Genomic DNA, 19,945 nt, shown 5'->3' with positions numbered 1-19,945 from the left:
TGCTAAAACGAGATATCGAGCCATTCCACGTCCGTGAAATCAGCGCGCAGGCCCTTCCGCGTGGTGCCGCCCTCCTGGAAATAGGACCACGTGATGGCCTCCGCGAGCAGTGGTTGCAGATCCTCGTCCGTCGCTCCTGCCTCCTTCAGCTGAAGGATCTGGGCGGCGTGGGAGGGCGATACGGCGGTGATGATGTCCTTCACTCGACCCTCGTCCGAGGACCCGTTCGCCGTGAACCCGCAGTACGCCCGGCACGATATGACGAGCCCTCCAGAGGTGCCTGCACGTTGCCACGCCTGGGCCTTGACCTGGGGTTGCCACTGTTCCTCGGTGGCCTCCGTCAGGGCCGCCTGGAGGCGCTTCTGCGGCCTCTTGGAGGCGCCGGAGAGGAGCGCGCTCCACGGTGCTGCGGGAGACGCCCAGGTCGGCGGCCAGGGCCTTCGTGGAGCCTTTGGCGCGCGTGCGAAGGAATTTCATCTGGGCTCGCGGGGATTTCGGCGCGGGACGGGTGAAGATGGCGCGCTCCGCGCGCTTCAGTGCGTCGAGGATCCTGACCGTGGGCCGGGGCCGGGCTGGCGGCTGCGTGTCGTCGCTGTCGATCATCTGTCCAGGCAATGCCTGTTCCCCTGTGGACAGAGGACGCCGGGAGACGGGAAGGATGGGGGCAGCGATCACAGGAAGGGGCATCGTGCGGCTGACGATCGACACCGAGACGGACACCTACGAGCAGGCGATAGCCGCCGTCCAGGCGGCCTACAGGCTGCGGCCGGCCGTTCCGGACGCGTGGTCGGACGCACCGGCCGCGGACCCCCGGCCCGGCCCGCAGGATCTCGCCGATGACGACCTCGGGGACGGCTGGACGGACCGGCTGCTGTTCGGCGTGATCGCATCGTTGGTGCCTGGGGCCCGGGCGGTCCTGCGCCGGCTCACCGAGCTGGGCGGCGCCGCCTCCTACGAGGATGTCCAGCAGCACTTCGCCGATCACCCGACGCACCCGATCCCACCGTCAAAGATCGGCGGCACGCTGACCAGCTTCAAGGCGGTGCAGCGCCGCGTCGGCCCAGACGGCGCGCATCCCCTGCTCCAGCGGGACGAACGGGCACGGCGCTACCGCATCGAGGCCGCGCTCGTGGCCGGGCTTCGACGGGCCTTCGCCCTGGCCGATGCCCGCCCCGACCTGCTGCGCGACGAAGGAGCCACAACAGTCACCTGACGCGGCCGCGCCACCGGTAGAACAGCGTCTCGCCCGGCCCCGCACCCAGCTGGATCGGCACGCCGGCCAGCAAAGTGCCGACGTCGATCGTCTGCCCGGGCCGCAGCACGGTGAAGCCCTGCCGCGTGTAGTACGGACCGAGATCGCGCGGCGTCTCGAACCCCCCGAACAACAGCATGAAATCCAGCTGCCAGTACACCTGTACGCACCGCTTGAGCAGCGCCGCCCCGATCCCGCGCCCGCGGGCGTCCTCGCGCACCGCAACCGCTTTGATCTTCGCGTACTTGAGCATCGACAGCAGGGCGTGCTGGTCGTGGCCCGGCAGCTGGGTAACCGTGGAGATGACCGTGCCGGACGGGACGCCCAGCAGAGCTCCGACGACGTGCCCGTCGCGGTCCTGGGCGACCAGCGGCAGCGACATCGCGGCCGCCGCCGACTGCAGGTCGCCAGCCGTTGCCGCACGAACGAGCGGTTCGACCAGACGGGCCCCCGCGAGGCCATCCAGCAGCCACGTCCCGCACCGCCCTTCGGCGAGCGCCTCGAGATGGCCGGTCTCAAGGTCGTCGGCGGCCGTCTTCAGCAACGCGGTGACCACCTCGGCCTCCTCCTGCACCGCGTACCGGATCCGCACACCGCCCGGCCCGGGTAAGCCATCGATCACCTTCTGCTTCGTCACCCGCGCCAGCCCGGTGGACGAGCCCGGCCTCTTCTTCGTCTTCTTCGCCATCCCTGAGAGCTACCCGCCGCCACACCGGCCAGCACAGGACCGGTGTATCCGTTCCGCGGAGCGCTGATGATGTCCCAACGGTCGCCCGAGCCGATGCCATACGGCGAATGGAGCCAATGTGAGAGAGCCCCGTGCGCCTTCGGAGACACGCTGGAGTGATCTCGGATGCTGAGTGCTGCAAGGGAGGTCGCGATGCGTACGAAGGACGGCAGCTGGCTGATCACCACCGAGGTGGTCTTGGAGGTAGAAGAACACGATCCCGATCCGCTACCTCCCGTCCTCGCCCGACTCGCCGTGATCGATACCGCGGAGTTCTTCTGGCAAGAGGTCGACCGAAGTCCGCTCTTCAACTACGACTCACGGAAGAGCAAGGCGTTCGACCAGGTCTTGTCGGAATGCCTGGCTGAGGTGTTCAGGCGTGCCGGGTACAAGCAATACGCGCATCTGGCTGACGCGGCCTACGCATCGGTCGTTCAGTTGCCGGTGCCGACCTTCGGCAGCTCACCAACGCAATGGACTGCGCTCGGGCAGTTCCTGCAGGCAACAGCGGTTCCGGGAGCAGCAGCCATCAGTGAGTCCCTGGGAGCTCCCCCGTCCATCACATTCATGTGTGCCGTGGGCGGGATGACCCTCCTACTGAACATTGGCGTTCCTGTTTCGAAAGCCATTGGGCGTGGCCTTGCGTACCGGATCGATCAACTACTCGGAACGCCCGGCCAGGCCGTGGACGAGGATGAACCGTCATCGTGACGATCAGGGCGACCGGGTTCTCTGATCGGCGGCGAGCGCCCCGGCGTCGTACAGGGCAGCGCGGCCGCCGGTTCGAACTACTGTTGGGGCCGTGACGACAACGTACGGCTTTCCCGGCTTCTCAGAGGGGCGAAGCGTTGCGCGAGGCATCGCGAGAAGAGTCTGTGCAGCTCGGCACGGGCGTAGGTGACACTATCTTGTGCAACACCTGTGGCGCCATCGCTGGTTTGAGTGATCGCCACCGCCGACAGGAGTGTCAGTCGTACTGACCTCTGCCCGTGGCGGGGCTTTCCCAACGCTGGAACAGGCTGAGGTCAGGCACATGTCTTCGAGGGGCTCTGGCCTCGGGACCAGATTCGACTGGGCGTGGGGCTGGGGGCAAGATCCTCATTCATGACAGTTCACCGGCCCTTTCAGCGCTTCATTTACCACGACCGCTATGGACTTGCTGGTGGCCGGATCCTGTTGCGCCCAGTCTACGAGCGCCTCCTTGACCGGCTGGTGACGATTGGCCAATATTCTGAGGATTATCTGAACAGTTCCCGCATCTTGCTCATGATCCGCCAAGATCAATATCTTGCGGAGCTCTTCACACGAGAGGGATCCATAGTCGTCGCTGCTCATTAACAGTCACTCCTTGATGGCCCTCTGCACTGATTTCCGTCACCGGAGGTAGCGCTTCTCAAGCTGCTTCATGTCCACAAGTCCGTCAGTATCGTATAGATTGCACCTGGCTGCATAGGCGATGCAGAAGGCAAGTTGATCGCGAACTTCTTGCGACTCGCATTCCAGTCCAAAACCGTAACTCACGGCATCAATGAAGATTGACACATCGTGCTCATGGTGCACCGCCCCGATATCGGACAGGGGAACGCGCTCATATCTCGCACCGGGTACGATCAGTTCTCTCGCCGTCAACACGCAGTCCTCACCCTGGCTCTGCGCAATGTGAGCCCCGGGCGGTGCAGACCTATACGCCACCAAAGTGACGATGGCGAGCGGCTCGTCACTAGACACGACTTGCTCCAGCCTTGAAGCCTGTAGGCGCTTTCGATTTCCACGTCCAGATCGCAACTGCGGGACTTAAACCACGCGGGGGATTCTCTAGAGCAGGAAGATGGCTTCCCCGAATGCAGCGCGGGAAGTTTCGCTTGCGCGCTTCTCGTATTCTTCCGCCTTCTTCGCCCAGCCCTCGCTCCCAGTTCCGGCGAGGTAGTGCGCGTAAGAGGCTGCTGCTTCTGCGACTTTGGTTGCCTCTATGTATGGAGGGGGGTTCCCCTTCGCTTCGCAAACGATTCGCGTGGCTTCTTCGGCTGCGTCGGCTGCGGCAGCCGCATCCTCGGCAATATGGACCCACGGTCCGCCGCCGGGTAGCTCACCAGCACGTACCCGAGCATTGACGGCATCGGTGGCCGCAGCAGCTTCCGCTGCAGCCTGAGCAGCCCGCCGGGCCGCTTGAGCGACTGGTCCGTCAGGAGGTCTCTCGATTGCTGCCGCCGCGCGTGCCCGTTGCGCCGCGCTTCGAGCACGCGTGGTCATGGCGTCCACATTTTTGGGGTTGCCCATATTGATCACCTGGTCAGGGATTTTAAAGAATGGGGTAGCTGCCAACCTCTCTTCCAGGCTACCCGGATGACCTTTAAGACGCCTTTTGAAGGTTTGATGATGATTTCAACCAGCGGGTCACGAGGCGCGGCGGAAGGTGGCGGCGGGGCCGATCGCGCCGGGGCCGAACTTGGCGCGGATACGGTCGATGGCCGCTTCGGCGACCAGGCGGTCCTCGCGGGCGCCGTCCAGGCTGATCTGCTGGGCGACTTGGCGGGCGCCGATGAGGTCCTCGCCCTTGAGGACGAGGCCGGTCAGGCGGGCGCGCTGGAGGCTGGCGGCGTCCATGAGCTGGTAGGCGAGCGTGCGCAGGTCGTCGTCGTGCGCGGACGGCTCCGGCAGTCGGCGGGTGGTGTCCCACGAAGTCCCGCCGGCGAAGCGCAGGCTCAACGTCAGCGCGCGGGCTGCCTGCCCGCGCCGGCGCAGCAGGTGCCCGAGCTGGACGACCAGATCCAGTAGCGAGGCTCGTACGGCGGCGCCGTCCAGGGTATGCCGGGGGAAGGAGCAGCGGACCGTGGCGGAAGCGGGCTGAGCACGCGGGGTGACCGGGCGGGGGTCGATACCGCGGGCCCGGTCAGCGGCGAGCCGGCCCGCGCGCCCACCGAGCAGGCGCTCCACGGTGGCGGGCGGGACGGAGGCGAGCAGGCCGACACAGTGGATGCCATAGTCGCGCAGGTCCTTCGCCTGGCGCGGGCCGATGCCGTGCAGGGCCTCCACGGGCAGCGGTCCGAGCCAGTCGGTGACGTGTTCGGGGGCGACGGCGAGGACGCCGCCCCTTCCGGTGATCTGGGCGGAGGCGGTGGCCGCGACCGTGATCGAGGGGCCGATGCCGACCCGGACGTCGGTGCCGAGGCGGGAGACCGTGCGGACCCGCAGCACCTCCCCCAGCCGGCGGGCGTCCACGCCGTAGTACGGCACCGCGCCCTTCAGCTCCACCAGAGCCGCGGACGGTGGCAACGCCTGCACCACCGCAGACAGCGCGGCGAGCTCCTCCAGCACCTGCCGGTAGACCTCCTCCGGCACCGTCGCGGCGCAGCGAACGTGCATCACCGTCGACGCCCGGCCCGCCGTCCGTCCTCGTCCCATGGCGCACCCACCTCCTTCTCCCCCACACTATCGAACTAGAATTCGAATATGCGAGGGGTGCGGCCCCGCGCGGCGAAGGAACCGAGGTGCGGCTTTTCTAGATAGATGACACTTGGTCGAGCTGGTTGACACCGGCGGCTGCGTATTGGCCGGTATCGATCATTCGGGCGAGGTGGACCGCCAGCGGGTCAAGTTCGGCTTTGAGGGCGGTGTAGTTCGGGCGGGGACGGCTCCTCTGCATCAGGTGCCAGATCGTGTTCCGGCGAAGTCGCCAGGCTCCCTGGATGTCCGGTGCCTGGGCGGCTTCGATGGGGCGGGGAGCGAAGAGGTGCTCGCCCTCGGTGATGCGCGTCCAGACGTAGATGGATGCGATCTGGCGTTTTCGGTCTCCGAGTTCCGGCCTCTGCGGGCAGGGGACCGGCGGGAGCCACGGTACGAGTTCTCGCCAGGTCTCTTCGCCGAACCGGCGCCAATCCTTGTCTCTACGAAGGTCGACCTCCGACTTCGGCGCCGCGTCGCCCTGAGGGACGACGTCTTCGACATGACCGGGATGATCAAACAGAGCGCCCGCTGGAACAAGAACAGCCTGCAGCCCTCAGCTCCGGCCTTCATGACCGAGGACAACCACCGGCGGATCAAGACCCACTACTCAAAGGGCCAGACTCCACCGAGATATGGCGCTACTTCCTCGACAACCACGACACCTGAATCCCCCTGGCCACCATCACGGCGCTCTACATCACCTTCGCCCGAGAATCCCAGGCAGCCGACCCCAGTAATGACGAGGCACAGGACGATCACCTTCGCCAACGAGCAGGGCAGCCGAGCGACGCCCTCGTAACCCTCGGCGTGCAGCCTGTCAACGCCCGGCACCCTATAACTTTTGAGGTTCTCGGCCGCGTGCCAGCACCGGACGATGAGTGCCCCGTCGCCGAAAGGCGCGACGCACGGAACGAGACAAACGATCGCCCGAGGCGCGTTATCGTCCATCAGGTCCGGGGAGGCTGGCCCTTCGCTGCCCGCGCGCATCAGGACCGGAACTCGCCTCGACGTCGAAAGGATCGAACACATGATCGCTCTTATGGACCCTGAGGTGGGTGCCAAGGCCCCCGTCCCCCTGGGCACCGCCGCTCTCCGCCCTGCCACTGCGAAGGTCGGCGGTGGGGGTACCGCGGAGAAGCGCAGGCCCGTGCGCCACCCCGCCACCGCGAAGGTCGGCGGTGGGGGTACCGCGGAGAAGCGCAGGCCCGTGCGCCACCCCGCCACCGCAAAGGGCAGCCCGAGCGGCGCTGAGCGCACGTCGGTCCGTCGCCTCGTCACCTCGAAGGGTGGCGTCAGCGTGGGCGAACGGTCCCGCAGGTCCATCCCTGTTGGTCCGCACAGGGTCTAGCCAACGCTGGCTTGGGCTGGTGGCAGACGGGAGGGAACGGATGGGGAACCCGCCGGTCACGGTGGAGCGGTGGGAGGGTCTTGAGTGCGCCGTGCAGCTCGATGTCGTGCTGCCGATGTACAAGGAGATCTGGGTCGAACCGCCGTACTGCGAAGGCACGAAGGAGATCGCCGACTTCGTGGACCGCTTTGCGCAGGAGGTCAGGCTTCCCCGGGCCCGTCTCGTCGTGGCCCGTTGCGGCGACCTGCCCGTCGGGTACGCCTTCGGTTACCCCCTGCCGCCGGACACCGGCTGGTGGAAGGCGATGGACGAGGAGACGACGGCGGAGTTCGCGGCCGAGACTGGTGAGCGCACCCTGGCCATCGTCGAACTCGCGGTGCGTGCCACATGGCGGCGGCAGGGGGTGGCGGCCCGGCTGCACGCCCACCTCCAGGAGGGCCTTGGCATCGAGCGCGTCACGTTGGCGATGCGGCCCGAGCCGGAAGCGGCACCGGCACACGCTGCCTACGCCGCGTGGGGTTACCGCCAGGTCGGCCAGTGGCGGCCGGCGGGGGATGGGCCCGTGTCCCACGTCATGCTGCTGACCCTGCCCCTCGCCGCGCACGGGGCGGGCCGGTGACCGGGAACGCCATCGAGGTCCGGGAGTTGACCCGGCGGTATCCGCGCAAGGACCGGCCGGATCTGTGTGCCCTTGACCGGGTGAGCCTGGCTGTGCCGCAGGGCGAGGTGCACGGGCTGCTCGGCCCGAACGGCGCGGGCAAGACGACCTTGTGCCGGATTCTGTCCACGGTGCTGCTGCCGTCGTCCGGCAGCGTCGCCGTCCAGGGGCGGGACGTCGTACGTCAGGCAGCGGAGGTCAAGCGGCTGCTCGGGATCGTCTTCGGCGGGGACCGCGGCCTGTACCCCCGGCTCACCGGGCGGCAGAACCTGGAACTGTGGGCCCAGCTCTACGGGCTGCGCCGCACCGCCCGCCGATCGCGGGTCGCGGAACTCCTGGAGCGGGTGGGCCTGTCCGACCGCTGCGACGAGCGGGTGCAGACGTACTCGCGCGGCATGAAGCAGCGCCTGCACCTGGCGCGCGGTCTGGTCTGCGAGCCCGGCGTGCTGATCCTGGACGAGCCGACCGTGGGCATGGACCCGGTCGCCGCCCACGACTTCCGCGCGCTGGTACGGGAGTTGCGGGCGGGCGGGCACACCGTCCTGATGACGACGCACGACATGGCCGAGGCCGCCGCGCTCAGCGACCGGGTCTCGTTCCTCGACAACGGGAAGCTGACCCTGACGGCGAGCCCGGAGGCGGTCGGCGAACTCGTCTCCTCGCACGAGCGCCTCGACGTCCGCGGTCTGCCCGCCGTGCTGCGGGAGCGTGTCGCGGTGCTGCCTGGTGTGGCCGCCGTGACAGCGGTGACAGTGGTCGAGGGGGACACCACCGACACCGCCGGCCTCACCCGGATCGAGACCGTGACCCCCGACGCGACGCGCGCCGCGATGCTGCTGCTTGTCCAGGAGGGAGTCACGGACATCGCGCGTACCCGGCCGTCGTTGGAGGAGGCCTATCTCCACCTCATCGGCCGTCGCGGCATGGCGGTCGGCCGGTGACGGCGACCGTGCAGGCCGCTCGCCGCGGCGCGGTGGCATCCGGCTTCGCGGCCGGTCTGCACTTCCAACTGGTGGCCATGCGGCGAGAGATGGACACTTACCAGTCGCTGATGCTCGTGCCGTTCCAGACGCTGGTGATGATGTCGGTGATGGAGTTCACCGGCCGCTACGACCTGAGCGCGTACGCCGTCGTCGCGCCCACGCTGATGACCATGTGGACCAGCGCGCTGATCTTCTCCACCGACCTCATCGCCGAGGACAAGGAGGACAGCCGGATGGAGACCATGGTCGCCACCCCCGCCTCCTTCCCGTTCCTGGTCTTCGGCCGGCTATGCGGCGCGATGCTGCTGGCCCTTCCGGCGTTCGCACTGGCGGTGCTGGTGGCCGGCGGAGTCTTCGGCTACTGGATGCCGGTGCCGCATCCGCTGGTGTTCGCGGCGGCCCTGATCCTGACAGCGGCGGGCACGGCGGCGGCCACCACGGCCCTCTCGGCACTGTTCGTGACCCGGCCGGGCGACTACGTCCTGGGGAGCACGATGGTCTACCCGGTGTTCCTGCTGAGCGGGGTCGTGGTCCCCACCTCCGAACTGCCCGGCCCCCTGGAGGCGGTGAGCCGGCTGAGTTATCTGGCGTGGGCGGCCGAGCTGCTGCGCGACGCCACGGACCCGGCGCCGGTGGCGCACGCCGTGCCACGGCTGGGCATGGTGCTTCTGCTCGGCGCTCTCCTGCTGGCTGCCGGTGCGGTGGCACTGGCCCGGTTCCTGTGCAGGGCGCGGGAGTTGGGCGTGCTGTCAGGCGACGGCTGACCGGGACTGGGGACAGAGCGGGAGAGAGAAGGAAGAGGGATGGGGCGTCTCGTCGCGGCCGCGGGCGCGGTCCGTCAGGGCACCGTGGTGACCGTCGAGGACTTCCGGGCCTACTACACCTGGCGCACGTGGCTCGGCGGCTGGCTGGTGCGGCTGCTGTGCCAGGTGCTGTTCTTCAGCCAATTGGCCACGCTCGTCGGCGATTCCGCATACGTGGTGCACGTGGTGGTGGGCGCCTCGCTGATGGTCGGCGTCCTCCAGGCGATGCAGGGCGCCTCCACGATGGTGCGCGACATCCTGCTGGGCACGCTGCCGCTGCTCGCCGCGTCCCCGGCCGAGCCCGGCTGCTTCCTTCTGGGGCGCAGCCTGTGCTGGCCACTGTCCGGGGTGGCCAGCAGCTCGATCGTGCTGCTCACGATGTCGCCGTTCTTCGGGGCATCTTGGACCCTTCTACAGGTGCCGCTGGTCGTGCTCCTCGTACTGCTGACGACGCTCGCCACGTACTGCATGGCGATGGTCCTCGGTGCACTCGCCCTCATCGTGCCCACGGCCAACAACCTGCTGAGTTCACTCGGCAACATGGCCACCACCGTGCTCTGCGGCGCGATTACCCCAGTGCACTTCTGGCCGGGCCCGGTCCAGGCCGTCGCGCAGGCCCTCCCGGCGACCCACGGGCTGTCCGCTCTGCTCCTGCTGGACGCGGACGCGGGGCTCGGTCCGACGGCCTGGGCGGCCGGCCATGCCGTGCTCGCCGGGCTGTGCTGGCTCGCGCTGGGCTTGGCGGCCTATCGGCTGCTATTCAGCCGCGCCCGTCGCGGCGGTTCCCTGCTCGCCTGAACAGGATCGCTGGTCGACCGGGTACACACCGGCGATCCCGGCAGCCAGCACGCGTCGCTCGTGAACAAGTTGCTGTGATCCGCGATGGTCAACCCGAACTGTCGCAGGTTGTCAGGTACCTGGACTGGTGGGAGGTTGAACTGCCGCTCAGGGCGAGAGGGCCTGTGGCGGTGATCGTCTGGCTAGGCTTCCAGTTTGGCGATGACGTCGGTGCAGTAGCTGTCGAGTACAGACTTGAGGTTCTCGAACTTGGGCGAGGGGCTCCGAAGGGCGCCGGGGTTGCTGATGATCCGGGCGATGCGAACCGGTGAGGGCGGCTTGTCCGTGGCCGGCCGAATTCCTGACGGTAGTCGTGGGTGGAGGACCCGCTCGCTTCTGGTGACCTGGCTCCAGACGTAGATGGTGCCGGCGGCAGTCGTGACGGTGGGCCAGGTGGTGAGCTTCCGGTGCTGTGGTCTTTGCTGTCGGGTGACCTCGGCGACGATGCGGATCCAGTCGGCTTCGGGGATGGCCCAGTCACGCAGGCGATTCCGGCGAAGGTGGTAGTCGACGCGCAGAGAGGCCGTGAGGCGGTCGGCGATCCGGGAGAGGGCTTGGAAGTACTCCGGGGCTTTGTCGGTGCGCCGGAGCCAGGCTGTGATGGCTGCTCCGTTCACCAGACCGCGGTGGTAGGGGATGCCGAGGAAGGCTGCTGCCTGGGCGTGTGGGATGTCATCGAGCATCTGGATCAGCCGGATTGCGGCACCGCGGTGTAGTTGCAGTAGGGGGATGCCTTCGAAGGCGCGGAGTTCAGCAAGGCAGTGAGCCCCTTCCAACCTCCCGAGGGCGACTGGGTGTTGGACGGGCCTGCGGAATGGCGAAGCTCCTGGTAGACGAGTTGTCGACCAAGATCAACCGTCGTTCCAGGAGCTCCGTGTGCTTGTCTACCCGTCGGCCATCGACCTGTCCACCGCGCAGCTGCGTCACCTGAGCCGGGAGCTGGCGGCACGACGTCGGGAGATAGGCACTCGGTGGCGGCGGCTGACGGTCGGTCGTCAAGCCCTGCTCGCCCTGGCCCACCTGCGGTGCGGCGACACCTACGCACAGCTCGCGGCCGGGTTCGGTATCGGGATCGCCACCGTGTACCGCTACATACGCGAGGCGATCGACGTCCTGGCCGCGCTCGCGCCCATGCTCAACGAGGCAATGGCGACGGCCCGTTCGAAGGCGTACGTGATCCTGGACGGCACCGTGCTGCCAATCGACCGGATCGCCGCCGACCGGCCCTACTACTCCGGCAAGAAGCGGCACCACGGCATGAACGTGCAGGTGCTGACCGATCCGTTCGGCCGGCTGCTGTGGGCCTCGCCCGCTCTACCCGGCGCGACACACGACCTGACGGCGGCCCGCGAGCACGGCATCATCGACGCCCTCGCCGAAGTCGGCCTCAAGGCTTACGCAGATAAGGCGTATCAGGGCGCGGCCCGCAACGTCCGAGTTCCGTTCAAGGGGCGCCGCCTCAAGCGGTGGCAACGGCGTCACAACACCACCCACGCCAAGATCAGGTGCGTCGGCGAACAGGCAATGGCCACGCTCAAGGGCTGGCGTCTCCTGCGCAAGCTGCGCTGCAGCACCAACCACATCACCGCGATCGTCAAGGCTGTCCTCGCCCTTCATCTCGCTGCCGCGTCAGGATGAAAACACCTCATTCAAAGATCCTTGCCAGATGAGACACCCGCTATCCCGTTGTCGTGTGTGATCAGCGATCACTGAAAGGCTTAAGGGTGAATTCTGATTGCCGGAATTGCTGGGCATCGGGAGTGGGATCCCCTTACGTGTGTACTTCTGGTAGCAGCGACTACACAGCCCTCTGCGGATGCCCTCTGACGTCTCCCTGCAGGCAACACAGAGGGCCTCTTTGGCCCGTTTGCGCATTACGGAAAAGTACACCTACGCTGCGGATGGCATACGTCATTCCGCATCCGGAATGGATGTGCGACAGCCTGCGGGGCTATCGGCTCGGTGCTGCCCTCGCCTGAGCCTGCGCCGCCCGACAGTAGCGAGCGTGCTCGTCGTGCTCGACGAGTGCATCGTCCCTCCGCACCTCAACCCCTGAGATCCGTATCAGGCTGACGCCATCGCTGGACGCAAGAACCCCCGACCGGAGTTGCGCAGACCACTCCAGCCCGCCGAGGGTGGATGCCCTCCTCTGCGTTTGGGGCGGACGGCGGCGTCGACGCGAAGACGCCACCGAGCACTACCTCCTCTGGCAAGTGACCCGTCTCGCTGAAGGTGAACCATGTCGGGGCCGTGACCAGCGGTGGTTCTGATTGAGCGAGACGGACGCGCGGCCGGCGTCCCGCTCAATCTGAGTTGTGAGCGCCAGGACTTGCCTCGCGTTCGGCGGCGAACTCGTCGAGAAGCTGGAACAGGACCTTGATCGCGTGCTTCTCGTCCTCGGGCGGCAGGTCGGCGATGTTGTTCCAGCCCTCTGGGAGCGCGATATGCAGGACCTGTCCGGGCCAGGCGTGGTTGCAGCTGTGGCCGCGGCGGGCGATGAGCCACTCGTGCCAGCCTGTGAGCCGCTGTCCGCCGTGGCGCATCGCGTGCTGGTCGTATCCGGTGAGGAAGGCGGTCAGCTGGTGGAACGACGAGGCTGTGCCGACGAACATGCCGGGACGCTGGCCGACGCAGGCGAAGTACTCGCGCTCGCTCATTTCCTTGATCTGTCTCATCGGTCTCCTTCGCAGGTCTGGCGCGGATCCTGCGATGCACCGTGCGGATGCTGATGGTCGTTCCAGAGATGTCTGAGGGCTTCGAGTTCGGTGCGGGGAAAGTGCTCGCCCCATTTGCCGCGGTAGCCGCTCTGGCCGTAGGTGCGCGCGACGTCGTCGAAGCAGCGGATTGCGGCGCGGGCCAGCTCGTCGATGGCGTATTGGCTCGACCAGATTTCGGCGCCCTTGTTGTCATGGTCGCTTCCATGCCGGAGCTCCAGGATCCGGACCCAGACGCGCTCGTCTTCCCGATGGAAGATCCATCGATAGGCGGTCGGCTCGGCCTCGAACTGCGCTCGCGTTTCCGTCTCGCCGGCGATCAGCCGGGCCAGCGCGGTCAGGAATTCTTCCGGCGCGCTCGTGATGTAGGAGGCGGTGAGCACGATGACCGCCTGGCGGTCTGTGACCGTGCAGTCAGCCCAGCCGTGTCCGTCGAGGCGCCAGGCAAGGCGCAGGCCGCTCGTCACGACGGATTCCCTTCCAGGAAGTGTCGGATGTCCGATGCCGCGGCAGCGAGCTGTTCGCCAGCCTCGAGCCAGATGGTGACCGACGCGGTCCAACTCCCGGGAAAGGTGCGCCAAGGACGGAGCGTCCAGGTCAGTCCGACGTGCCCGCCTGAGCGGAACACGGCCGATAGGGCCAGGTCCTCGTCGATGGTGTGCCAGGTCCGTGCACCGTCCCAACCATGGAAGTCCGCGGCGAGGCGGTCCAGGAATGACGCGAGGTCGGCGTCCCGGATCCAGGCCACGACCCCGTCGACGCGCGAGCTCAGGCCGGGCGCCCAGAGCTCGACGGCGTAGTGTGCGCAGTCGGCATCAACGAGAGACCGATCGCTGAACTGGATTCCGACAGCGCGGTTGTCCAGGCAGCGGAGAGTCACGCCGCTTTCTTCGGCGCCGTCCAGGTAGGTCATGCGGGTCAAGCTAGGCCAAGGCCAAGACTGCCGTCACCACGATTCCTGGGGGCTGCCGCTGCCTCGATGGTGTCCGCGATCATGCGGAGTTGATGGATGAACCACGGCTGGCGGTGGTGCGGAGGGAACTCGCGCTGGGAAGTCGCCGGATGAATTCGGCACGGCTGTGACGCGACGGCTCCCACGTCCGGCTCGGAGTCCAGCCGCATCAGATGACCGAGCTCCACCCACAACTCGAAGCCCACCAACTCGCCACTGGTAGCAGCCCAGGACCAGCCGGGAAAGTTGCGCTGCCCCCGGTACGACGGGAACGTCCGCACCTGCCTGGCAGCCTCGAAACGCGTCGACCACATCGCCTCAAACAGCCCGCTGTACAGCTCACCACGACCATCGACGTACTCCAGCGAGAAGCCCTCAGTCTCCACCGGCCACCCCCGCCTGGCGCCGACCACGTACGACGACCATAGAAAGCCGGGCACGGCAGTGGCTCACAAGGAGCGAGACAGATCGGTAGATGGCCCAGGTCGACTGGGACGCAAGACCCGATGACTCAGATAGACCGAGACTGGCTCATCTTCAGCGAGACGCGTCAGCAAGCCAGACCCTCGACCGGCTGATGCCAAGTAGCGCTGCGAAGTGGCAACTATCGCTGCGAGTCACACAAGCGGCGCACAGTGGCGTAGCGCACTATTGCAAGCAGGCGCTTGCAATAGTTAGCGCCGCTGGGGCAGAGTGGGGGCATGGCAACGCTCAACGTCGGCAATCTTGGTGAGTACCTGCGGGAACAGCGGCGCAATGCGCAGTTGAGCCTGCGGCAGCTTGCCGAGGCCGCCGGGGTGTCCAATCCGTATCTGAGCCAGATCGAGCGCGGGCTGCGCAAGCCGAGCGCGGAGGTGTTGCAGCAGGTCGCCAAGGCCCTGCGGATCTCCGCGGAGACGCTGTACGTGCGCGCCGGGATCCTCGACGCCGAGCGGGACCGGGACGAGGTGGAGACGCGAGCCGTCATCATCGCCGACCCGACGCTCAGCGAGCGGCAGAAGCAGGTGCTGCTCCAGATCTACGAGTCGTTCCGCAAGGAGAACGGCTTCGAGATCAAGGATGTCGAGGAAAACCAGGGCGTTCAGGATGATCTGGACCCTCAGGGCGTAACGGATGGTCGGGTCACAGCCGTTGACAGGGCCCGCACGGCCGACGGCAGCGGGGCCGAGCAGAACGACACGTAGACCCTCAGACCCGTAGACCTGCCTAAAACCCTCACCCACACAGCTTTCCGGAGGACCATAGCCATGGCCATCACCGACGACCTGCGCAAGACCTTCAGCGACCCCACCCCGCTCTACTTCGCCGCCGGCACCGCCGACCTGGCCCTCCAGCAGGCCAAGAAGGTGCCCAGCATCGTGGAGCAGATCCGCACCGAGGCCCCGTCCCGTATCGAGTCCGTCCGGCACATCGACCCGAACGCCGTCCAGGAGAAGGCCGCCACCCGCGCCAAGGAGGCGCAGGAGACCCTTCAGGGCAAGGTCACGGAGTTCATCAGCACGCTCGACACCGACCTGAAGAAGATCGGTGAGACCGCTCAGGACTTCGCCCTGCGCAGCGTCGGCGTGGCCGCCGAGTACGCCGTGAAGGCGCGCGAGACCTACGAGAAGGTCGCCGAGCACGGCGAGCAGACCGTGAAGACCTGGCGCGGCGAGGCCGCCGAGGAGATCGAGGAGCTGGCGGTCGCCGTCGAGCCGAAGTCGAAGCCGGAGCCTGCTGTGGTTTCCGAGGCCAAGGACGAGAAGCCCGCCGAGGCCAAGTCCGAGCCCGCCGCGGCGAAGAAGACGGCCCCGGCCAAGAAGGCCCCGGCCGCCCGCAAGGCTCCGGCCAAGAAGCCCACGCCGCCCACCAAGTAAGCAGGCGTGGAGGGCGTAAACAGAGATTCACCAGAGCAAGAACCGTCGGGGACTCCGGGCACTATCGGAGTCCCCGACCCGTTCTCCGGGTACGGTGACGGCGTAGAGACGACTCGATTCGGGTGGTGGGCGCAGTGTTGATGACGGCATTCGGCGGCTTCATGTCGCTGCTCTTCCTCGGCATGCTGGTGCTCGCCGTGGTGGCGCTGGTGATGGCGGCGATGGCCCGCGACGACGCGTACGTCGCCGCGGACAAGAAGAACAAGATGTTCTGGCTGATCATTCTCGGCGTCACGGTCGCCGTGAACCTGCTGGTGCCGATCCTGTTCCTGCAGATCGCCGGGCTCATCGCCACGATCGTCTTCTTCGTGGACGTCCGCCCCGCGCTCAAGCAGGTCTCGGGCGGCGGCGGCCGTCGCGGTGGCAGCAGCAGCGACGGTCCGTACGGGCCGTACAACGGCGGACGCTGACGCACGCGTACGGGGTTTACGGCAGGCGCTCCAGCAGCAGTACCGCCACGTCGTCCGTCAGCTCGCCGCCGTTGAGGTGCCGGACCTCGTTCACGGCCGCTCTCAGGAGTTCCTCGCCGCTCAGGCCCTGTGCCAGCTGGCGGCGGACCATGTCGACCATCCCCTCCTGGCCCAGCCGCTCCTTGCCCGCGCCGATCCGTCCCTCTATCAGGCCGTCCGTGTAGAGCATCAGGCTCCACGCACCACCCAGTTCCACCTGTCGGCGCGGCCAGCGGGCGTTCGGCAGCAGGCCGAGGGCCGGGCCGCCGCTCTCGTACGGGAGCATTTCGGCGACGTGGCCGGCGCGGGCGATCAGTGGGGTGGGGTGTCCGGCCAGGCACAGGCCGGCGCGGCGGCCGTCCGGTGCGATGTCCACCGTGCAGAGCGTCGCGAAGATCTCGTCGCTGTCGCGCTCATGCTCCAGGACCTGCTGAAGCGTGCCGAGCAGTTCGTCGCCGCACAGACCGGCCAGCGTGAGCGCGCGCCAGGCGATGCGCAGCTCCACGCCGAGCGCCGCCTCGTCGGGGCCGTGCCCGCAGACGTCGCCGATCATGGCGTGCACGGTGCCGTCCGGGGTGCGCACGGTGTCGTAGAAGTCGCCGCCGAGCAGTGCCCGCGAGCGGCCGGGCCGGTAGCGCGCGGCGAACCGCAGCGAGGAGCCCTCCAGGAGGGGCGTGGGCAGCAGGCCGCGGTGCAGGCGGCGGTTCTCCTGGGCGCGAACCCGGCCCTCGGCGAGCCGCCGCTCGGCGGTGTCCGACCGTTTGCGTTCCACCGCGTACCGGATCGCGCGGCTGAGCAGCCGGCCGTCCAGCTCATCGCGGAAGAGGTAGTCCTGGGCGCCGACGCGCACCGCCTCCGCGCCGCGCTCGGCGTCCCCGGACGCGGTGAGCGCGAGGACGGCGTGCCGGGGCGCGAGCCGCAGTACGTGCTTGAGCGTGGCCAGCTCGTCGTCGCCCGCGCCGGCCCGACCGGGCGCCGGCAGCGCGAGGTCGAGCAGGATGCAGTGGACGTCGTCGGTGAGCAGCCGCTCGGCCTCGGTGAGATTGCGGGCGGCACGGACCCGGATCGGCTTGCCTGCCGAGTCGAGCAGCTCCGGCACGCTCAGCGAACCGGCCGGGTCGTCCTCGATCACGAGCAGCGTGAGCGAGGTGCTGCCGGCCAAGTCGCCGACGCCTCTCATTGCCGAGGGTGGCACCTGGCCGACCGGGGCGCCTGGTGCGGCCGCGGTGTCGGCCGTTGCGCCGACTTTGGAGGCGGCGCGAGCCTGACCACCTTCCACGGCCGGGATCGCTCTCTGCCGCGGTACGGGTACGGGCATCGTCTTGGTTCCTTCCCTCCCCCCGAGGGCACGGTGCGACAAGGGGTCTCGCCCACCGACGGGGACCATAGCGTCCGCTGCCGCCACAACGGAATGGCCTAAAACACTCGGTGCGCAAAACGGCCCCCGTCATATGCCGCAACCCCTAACGGAATTGGACATCGATTGGCTCTCCCGGTAATGACGAACGTCACGTTGCCGGGGTTGATTGGGGCCGCCGAACGTGCTGCACGTCACGTGGAGTGCGTCACGTGAGGAGTTGGGGAGTGTGGGTGCGGCGGGTTGGCGTCCGCATCCTCACTTCCGTCATATCCCCTATGTCCCTCAGGCAGTCGGACGTACGACCCCCAGGATCGGCATCGAGCCCGCGCCGGCGATCGTCACTGTCCGCCCCGGCCGGGGGGCGTGGATGATCGCGCCGTCGCCTATGTACACGGCGACATGGCTGGCGTCGGGGTTGTAGATGATGAGGTCGCCCGGGCGCATGTCCTTGATGTCGACGCGGTCGAGCTGCTTCCACTGCTCCTGTGAGGTGCGCGGGATGGCCTGGCCTGCCGACGCCCACGCCTGCGAGGTCAGCCCGGAGCAGTCGTACGTCTTCGGCCCTTCGGCGCCCCATTCGTACGGTTTGCCCAGCTGCTCCGTCGCGTACTCCACGGCCTTGTTGCCCGCGGCTGTCGCCTCGCCCTTGGCGTCCTCGAGCACACCGGAGTCCAGCCAAGCCGTCTGCGCCTTGGCCGCGGCCTCCCGCTCCAGCTCGGCCAGCTTCTCCTTCTCTTCCTTCTCCAGTTCTGACTCGAGTTTCTCGGCGGCGGCGATCTGCTTGGTGACCTGCTTCTTGGCCTCGGCCTTGGCCTTGCGGTTGGCCTCCAGCTTCTTCCACTGGGCGGAGGCGTCCTTCGCGTACTGCTTCAAGTCCTTCTGCGTACGGGCCATTTCGGCGAGCATGCCCTTGGTCGCCTGCTCGCCCTGGCGTGCCCGGCCCGCGCCGTCCAGATAGTCCTGCGGGTCGTCGCTGAGCATCAGCTGTGCCTCGGGCGGCAGCCCGCCGCTGCGGTACTGGGCGCGGGCCGCCGCACCCGCCCGGTCCTTCAGCCTGTCCAGCTTCTCCTGCCCCTCGACGATCGCGCGGGCCAGCTCCACGATCTGGGCGGACTGCTTCTCGGTCTTCTCCTCCGCCGCGTTGTACGCGTCCGTGGCGACCGCCGCGTCGTGGTAGAGCTTGTCCAGCTTCTTGCGGATCGCCTCAAGGTCCTTGGTGCTCGCGGGATTTGAGGACGGCGTCGGTGTTGGCGTCGGGCTCGGTGTCGGATTCGCGTACGCCACCCCGGGCGCGGCCAGGATGGCCGCCGCGCAGGCCAGGGCCATGGTCACCGTGGTCAGGCTCCGCTTGCCCGCTCCCATACTCCGCTCCCAAACTGATTTACCGTCAGTAACTTACGGATGCCTCGGGGGATGGTGCCACGGCGTCCCGCAATCCGACAGAGGCAGTCGCGAACTCCCCCAACTCCCCTCAGGGCACTGCGCGCTCTGCAACTCCCCTCGGGTCACTGCCCACTCGACGATGATCTCCCCGCCCATGTGACGAACAACTCACGGAGATCGTTCCATCGCCGCATCGCCGCATGCCGATCACGGCACGGGCACGGGCGCGGGATGGCAGCGGCGGTTACCCGCGTGGCGCCAACGCCCCCCACCGCACGGTCACTTCTCCCTGCCGCCAGCGCGTCACCCCGTCCGTGACCGGCCAGTCGGCCGTCAGGTCGCGTACGGCGCGTATCCAGCGCTGCCGGACGCCGTACGAGGCGTAGGGCGCCGCTGCCGCCCAGGCGCGGTCGAAGTCGCGCAGGAAGGCGTGCACCGGTTCGCCGGGGACGTTGCGGTGGATGAGCGCCTTGGGGAGGCGTTCGGCGAGGTCGGAGGGGCGGTCCAGGGAACCGAGGCGGGTGGCGAACGTGACGGTGCGCGGGCCCTCGGCGCCGAGCGCGACCCAGACGTGCCGTCGGCCGATCTCGTCGCAGGTGCCCTCGACGAGGAGCCCCCCGCGAGAGTTGGCGCACGCCGGCGCGAGGCGGGCGCACAGCCGTGCCCAGACCTCGGCCACCTCCGCCTCCTCGTACTGGCGCAACACATTCGCCGCGCGGATCAGCGAGGGCCGCTCCGGGAGCGGGATCTCGAAGCCGCCGTGCCGGAAGGCGAGCCCCTCGCGCTCGTACGGCCGTGCCGCCGCCACGCGAGCCGGATCGATCTCGACCCCGACCACGCGCACGCGTGGAGCAACGGTGCGCAGCCGCTGGAGGAGCTCCACCGGGGTCCAGGGTGCGGCTCCGTAACCGAGATCGACCGCCACCGCGTCGCCGGCCCGGCGCAGTTCGGCGCCGTGCACCGCGGCGATCCAGCGGTCCATGCGCCGCAGCCGGTTGGGGTTGGTGGTCCCGCGCGTCACTGTTCCCAGGATGGGGGTCCTCCCGCTCGAGCGAAGCCGAGAGTGGGGGAGGGCCGCTGCGCGGGATGTCATGCGTTCGAGGGTAGGGGGCGGCTCCG

General features: G+C 68.0%; 24 protein-coding genes. 11 read left to right on the top strand and 13 right to left on the bottom strand.

The genetic code is table 11. The annotated features are described in order from the left end of the window. Nucleotides 1-2: 2 nt before the first annotated feature. Nucleotides 3-344, bottom strand: a complete 342-nt coding sequence (gene tpg / locus ACFYO0_RS25800) for a telomere-protecting terminal protein Tpg (RefSeq protein WP_388680393.1) — start codon at nt 342-344, stop codon at nt 3-5. Nucleotides 345-688: 344 nt separating this feature from the next. On the opposite strand from tpg, the gene ACFYO0_RS25795 reads away from it, so the two are divergent. Beyond that, a complete protein-coding gene (locus tag ACFYO0_RS25795; RefSeq protein WP_388680255.1) occupies nt 689-1,213 on the top strand; it encodes a hypothetical protein in 525 nt (174 codons plus the stop codon). Here the strand turns inward: ACFYO0_RS25795 and ACFYO0_RS25790 are convergent. Continuing rightward, nucleotides 1,206-1,940 (bottom strand): GNAT family N-acetyltransferase, encoded by a 735-nt coding sequence (locus ACFYO0_RS25790; protein ID WP_388680252.1) that lies wholly within the window; start codon nt 1,938-1,940, stop codon nt 1,206-1,208. The genes ACFYO0_RS25795 and ACFYO0_RS25790 overlap by 8 nt on opposite strands. A gap of 192 nt (nt 1,941-2,132) precedes the next feature. On the opposite strand from ACFYO0_RS25790, the gene ACFYO0_RS25785 reads away from it, so the two are divergent. Further along, nucleotides 2,133-2,690, top strand: coding sequence for a hypothetical protein (locus tag ACFYO0_RS25785; RefSeq protein WP_388680250.1), 558 nt, complete (start codon nt 2,133-2,135; stop codon nt 2,688-2,690). 387 nt (nt 2,691-3,077) lie between these two features. On the opposite strand, the gene ACFYO0_RS25780 is transcribed toward ACFYO0_RS25785, so the two are convergent. The 3 genes from ACFYO0_RS25780 to ACFYO0_RS25770 form a co-directional block, all read right to left on the bottom strand. Continuing rightward, nucleotides 3,078-3,314 (bottom strand): hypothetical protein, encoded by a 237-nt coding sequence (locus ACFYO0_RS25780; protein WP_388680247.1) that lies wholly within the window; start codon nt 3,312-3,314, stop codon nt 3,078-3,080. A gap of 39 nt (nt 3,315-3,353) precedes the next feature. Next, entirely contained in the window at nt 3,354-3,707 is a 354-nt protein-coding gene (locus ACFYO0_RS25775; protein WP_388680244.1) for a hypothetical protein, read from the bottom strand. Nucleotides 3,708-4,373: 666 nt separating this feature from the next. Beyond that, the gene (locus tag ACFYO0_RS25770; protein ID WP_388680241.1) at nt 4,374-5,381 is read right to left on the bottom strand and encodes a hypothetical protein; all 1,008 of its coding nucleotides are present in this window, start codon (nt 5,379-5,381) and stop codon (nt 4,374-4,376) included. 1,069 nt (nt 5,382-6,450) lie between these two features. Between ACFYO0_RS25770 and ACFYO0_RS25765 the strand changes: the two genes are divergently transcribed. The 5 genes from ACFYO0_RS25765 to ACFYO0_RS25745 are packed head-to-tail and all read left to right on the top strand — an operon-like array spanning nt 6,451 to nt 10,013. Continuing rightward, nucleotides 6,451-6,771 (top strand): hypothetical protein, encoded by a 321-nt coding sequence (locus ACFYO0_RS25765; RefSeq protein WP_388680239.1) that lies wholly within the window; start codon nt 6,451-6,453, stop codon nt 6,769-6,771. A gap of 40 nt (nt 6,772-6,811) precedes the next feature. Then, the gene (locus ACFYO0_RS25760) at nt 6,812-7,390 is read left to right on the top strand and encodes a GNAT family N-acetyltransferase (RefSeq protein WP_388680237.1); all 579 of its coding nucleotides are present in this window, start codon (nt 6,812-6,814) and stop codon (nt 7,388-7,390) included. Further along, a complete protein-coding gene (locus tag ACFYO0_RS25755) occupies nt 7,387-8,370 on the top strand; it encodes an ABC transporter ATP-binding protein (protein ID WP_388680234.1) in 984 nt (327 codons plus the stop codon). Before ACFYO0_RS25760 ends, ACFYO0_RS25755 begins: the two co-directional genes overlap by 4 nt. Next, nucleotides 8,367-9,176 (top strand): ABC transporter permease, encoded by an 810-nt coding sequence (locus ACFYO0_RS25750; protein ID WP_388680231.1) that lies wholly within the window; start codon nt 8,367-8,369, stop codon nt 9,174-9,176. The genes ACFYO0_RS25755 and ACFYO0_RS25750 overlap by 4 nt, the downstream gene beginning before the upstream one ends. A gap of 39 nt (nt 9,177-9,215) precedes the next feature. Continuing rightward, nucleotides 9,216-10,013 (top strand): ABC transporter permease, encoded by a 798-nt coding sequence (locus ACFYO0_RS25745; protein ID WP_388680228.1) that lies wholly within the window; start codon nt 9,216-9,218, stop codon nt 10,011-10,013. A 182-nt stretch (nt 10,014-10,195) separates the two neighbouring features. On the opposite strand, the gene ACFYO0_RS25740 is transcribed toward ACFYO0_RS25745, so the two are convergent. Further along, nucleotides 10,196-10,735: a hypothetical protein gene (locus tag ACFYO0_RS25740; protein WP_388680226.1), complete on the bottom strand. Its 540-nt coding sequence runs from the start codon at nt 10,733-10,735 to the stop codon at nt 10,196-10,198. A gap of 193 nt (nt 10,736-10,928) precedes the next feature. On the opposite strand from ACFYO0_RS25740, the gene ACFYO0_RS25735 reads away from it, so the two are divergent. Further along, nucleotides 10,929-11,690: a transposase family protein gene (locus ACFYO0_RS25735; protein ID WP_388680223.1), complete on the top strand. Its 762-nt coding sequence runs from the start codon at nt 10,929-10,931 to the stop codon at nt 11,688-11,690. 665 nt (nt 11,691-12,355) lie between these two features. Here the strand turns inward: ACFYO0_RS25735 and ACFYO0_RS25730 are convergent. From ACFYO0_RS25730 to ACFYO0_RS25715, 4 genes are read right to left on the bottom strand one after another with little or no spacing between them, the layout of a single operon-like run. Beyond that, nucleotides 12,356-12,727 carry a hypothetical protein gene (locus tag ACFYO0_RS25730; RefSeq protein ID WP_388680221.1) on the bottom strand — a complete coding sequence of 124 codons (372 nt, stop codon included), beginning with the start codon at nt 12,725-12,727 and terminating at the stop codon, nt 12,356-12,358. Beyond that, nucleotides 12,724-13,233: a hypothetical protein gene (locus ACFYO0_RS25725; protein ID WP_388680218.1), complete on the bottom strand. Its 510-nt coding sequence runs from the start codon at nt 13,231-13,233 to the stop codon at nt 12,724-12,726. The genes ACFYO0_RS25730 and ACFYO0_RS25725 overlap by 4 nt, the downstream gene beginning before the upstream one ends. Beyond that, on the bottom strand, nt 13,230-13,679 hold the full coding sequence (locus ACFYO0_RS25720) for a DUF6228 family protein (protein ID WP_388680214.1): 450 nt from the start codon (nt 13,677-13,679) through the stop codon (nt 13,230-13,232). The genes ACFYO0_RS25725 and ACFYO0_RS25720 overlap by 4 nt, the downstream gene beginning before the upstream one ends. Nucleotides 13,680-13,684: 5 nt before the next feature. Further along, nucleotides 13,685-14,104: a hypothetical protein gene (locus tag ACFYO0_RS25715; RefSeq protein WP_388680211.1), complete on the bottom strand. Its 420-nt coding sequence runs from the start codon at nt 14,102-14,104 to the stop codon at nt 13,685-13,687. Between the two features lie 315 nt (nt 14,105-14,419). On the opposite strand from ACFYO0_RS25715, the gene ACFYO0_RS25710 reads away from it, so the two are divergent. The 3 genes from ACFYO0_RS25710 (at nt 14,420) to ACFYO0_RS25700 (ending at nt 16,044) form a co-directional block, all read left to right on the top strand. Next, the gene (locus ACFYO0_RS25710) at nt 14,420-14,902 is read left to right on the top strand and encodes a helix-turn-helix domain-containing protein (protein WP_388680209.1); all 483 of its coding nucleotides are present in this window, start codon (nt 14,420-14,422) and stop codon (nt 14,900-14,902) included. 63 nt (nt 14,903-14,965) lie between these two features. Continuing rightward, nucleotides 14,966-15,574: a hypothetical protein gene (locus tag ACFYO0_RS25705; RefSeq protein ID WP_388680207.1), complete on the top strand. Its 609-nt coding sequence runs from the start codon at nt 14,966-14,968 to the stop codon at nt 15,572-15,574. Nucleotides 15,575-15,714: 140 nt separating this feature from the next. Next, nucleotides 15,715-16,044, top strand: coding sequence for a DUF2516 family protein (locus ACFYO0_RS25700; RefSeq protein ID WP_388680390.1), 330 nt, complete (start codon nt 15,715-15,717; stop codon nt 16,042-16,044). A 16-nt stretch (nt 16,045-16,060) separates the two neighbouring features. On the opposite strand, the gene ACFYO0_RS25695 is transcribed toward ACFYO0_RS25700, so the two are convergent. From ACFYO0_RS25695 to ACFYO0_RS25685, 3 genes are all read right to left on the bottom strand, one after another. Then, nucleotides 16,061-17,401: a PP2C family protein-serine/threonine phosphatase gene (locus ACFYO0_RS25695; protein WP_388680204.1), complete on the bottom strand. Its 1,341-nt coding sequence runs from the start codon at nt 17,399-17,401 to the stop codon at nt 16,061-16,063. 324 nt (nt 17,402-17,725) lie between these two features. After that, nucleotides 17,726-18,805, bottom strand: coding sequence for a C40 family peptidase (locus ACFYO0_RS25690; protein ID WP_388680201.1), 1,080 nt, complete (start codon nt 18,803-18,805; stop codon nt 17,726-17,728). Between the two features lie 265 nt (nt 18,806-19,070). After that, nucleotides 19,071-19,856, bottom strand: a complete 786-nt coding sequence (locus ACFYO0_RS25685; RefSeq protein WP_388680387.1) for a class I SAM-dependent methyltransferase — start codon at nt 19,854-19,856, stop codon at nt 19,071-19,073. Nucleotides 19,857-19,945 lie beyond the last annotated feature (89 nt).

Origin of the sequence: Streptomyces sp. NPDC006365 (assembly GCF_042870755.1) — a bacterium.
Lineage (GTDB): Bacteria > Actinomycetota > Actinomycetes > Streptomycetales > Streptomycetaceae > Streptomyces > Streptomyces xiangluensis.
Note: the sequence above shows the minus strand (reverse complement) of the source record. Positions and strands in the feature narration are given on the sequence as shown.